The sequence below is a fragment of the Paenalicyclobacillus macrosporangiidus genome, assembly GCF_900116805.1.
GTDB classification, from domain to species: domain Bacteria; phylum Bacillota; class Bacilli; order Alicyclobacillales; family Alicyclobacillaceae; genus Alicyclobacillus_H; species Alicyclobacillus_H macrosporangiidus.
The window spans coordinates 1-1,425 of sequence record NZ_FPBV01000083.1 but is presented as its reverse complement, the minus strand read 5'-3'; the positions used below and the strand labels follow the sequence as shown (position 1 = coordinate 1,425).

At 59.9% G+C, this 1,425-nt stretch carries 2 protein-coding genes and 1 pseudogene; all 3 read right to left on the bottom strand.

What is annotated here, in order from left to right:
* On the bottom strand, positions 1-512 hold a 512-nt coding region (locus BM357_RS18765; protein ID WP_074956927.1), incomplete at its 3' end, for a thioredoxin domain-containing protein.
* A gap of 13 nt (positions 513-525) precedes the next feature.
* Positions 526-1,068: a hypothetical protein gene (locus BM357_RS18760; protein WP_074956929.1), complete on the bottom strand. Its 543-nt coding sequence runs from the start codon at positions 1,066-1,068 to the stop codon at positions 526-528.
* A gap of 76 nt (positions 1,069-1,144) precedes the next feature.
* Positions 1,145-1,425: pseudogene (locus tag BM357_RS18755) on the bottom strand (conjugal transfer protein); the annotation flags it as partial.

The window sequence follows — 1,425 nt, the reverse complement described above, 5'->3', positions numbered from 1 at the left end:
CCAGGCAGGGCGTACAACACGCTGTCTGCCGACATGTGTACGCCGAGACGGTCAAAAGACTCCTGCACCGTCTGTTTGGCCTCATCAAGCGTCATTGTTCCTTGTGATCCGGACACCTCGTTGCCTCCGTAAGCGAGTCCGGCGGCCACAAGTTTGACCTTGTCCAATAGCCCTTCTTGTTGCAACAACCGAATCGTTTCGTGACAATGACCGCACCACGGCGCGAACACCAATACAGGCTTGTCCGCCGGAAACGGCACGACTGCGCCGTTTGCCGCCAGCAACGGAGCGTCGCGCAAGGCCGATTCTAAATTCGGGGCGGCCTGCGCAAGCCCTTTCCATGTCGGTGCCGCCACTGGCTGTGAAGATACGGAACTGGCAATCGCATTTTCAGAGATGGTCGAGGAGGCGCGCGAGGCGCCGGCATGATGTCCAATCGCATATCCAATACCCCCGGCCAACAGCGCCACGACGACGCCAATTGCGGCTCCAATCATCTTGTCTTTGCGCATTTATAAGACCTCCTCAGTTCTTGGAGAAGAAATTCACCCATTGGTTGACTTCGCTGCTCTTGAGCACTCCAGGCACCTCTTCCCAGCCGCCCGATACCTTCCGGTATGCCGCTGGGACTGGCACTGAGGCTTTGTCGTACAGCGTGACGGGGCTTGGCAACGGGTCACCGTGATAGCCCAGCTTTGACCACATCTGTTTCGTCTGCGCCTCCGGCATCCCGACCCAGACCACCGCGGGCTTGGGGTTCAACTTCGGCCAAATCTCCTGGAACTGTGAAATCGCGTATTCCGTCAGAGGACTGATCAACAGCACCCGGTCGACGGACGACGGAACCTGTACCGGAAGCTTGTCCACCTTTTGAATACGGCTGGAATACGAGGACAAATGCTGCTCGACGCCAGACGGCAGCGCATTGATCGGCGCCGCCTGCGCCGTGCTGTTTGTCACCGCGTTGTTGGGCGTCGCTGAGTTGTTGGGCACCGCCCCTCCGCATCCTGCCACAAGCAACCCTCCTGCCACAGCCAAAACCACTCCTGTTCGGACAACCTTGCGCATCTGCAAGAACCACCCTCCCTTTTGAAACTGGTTCCACTCCAACGCGGCTTGCAGGGCAAAAAAACAGCGCCCGGACTCAGTCATCCCGGCGCAACAACCGGCGTCCCTGAACTTCGTACCGTCCCGGTCTCAATCCCGACACCCGGTGCCGCCCCGGCCTCCGGAACCGGCCAACCTTCGTCAGCACCGCCCTGCCACGCCGCAGGCGGACATCCAGGTGTATGCCACTCTCAAAGCTCCAGTTCTCCCCGTACACTTTCACCGGCAGCGGCAAGTCCCCGCGCGTCCACACAACCTTCGCCGCCTCTTTCCGTCGTGTTACCTTGCCTCGGCGCCACACCAACTGCCGTGCCTTTT

Bases quoted from the DNA above. Each gene is read 5' to 3' on its own strand.
- BM357_RS18760 (WP_074956929.1), bottom strand. From the start codon at position 1,068: ATGCGCAAGGTTGTCCGAACAGGAGTGGTTTTGGCTGTGGCAGGAGGG.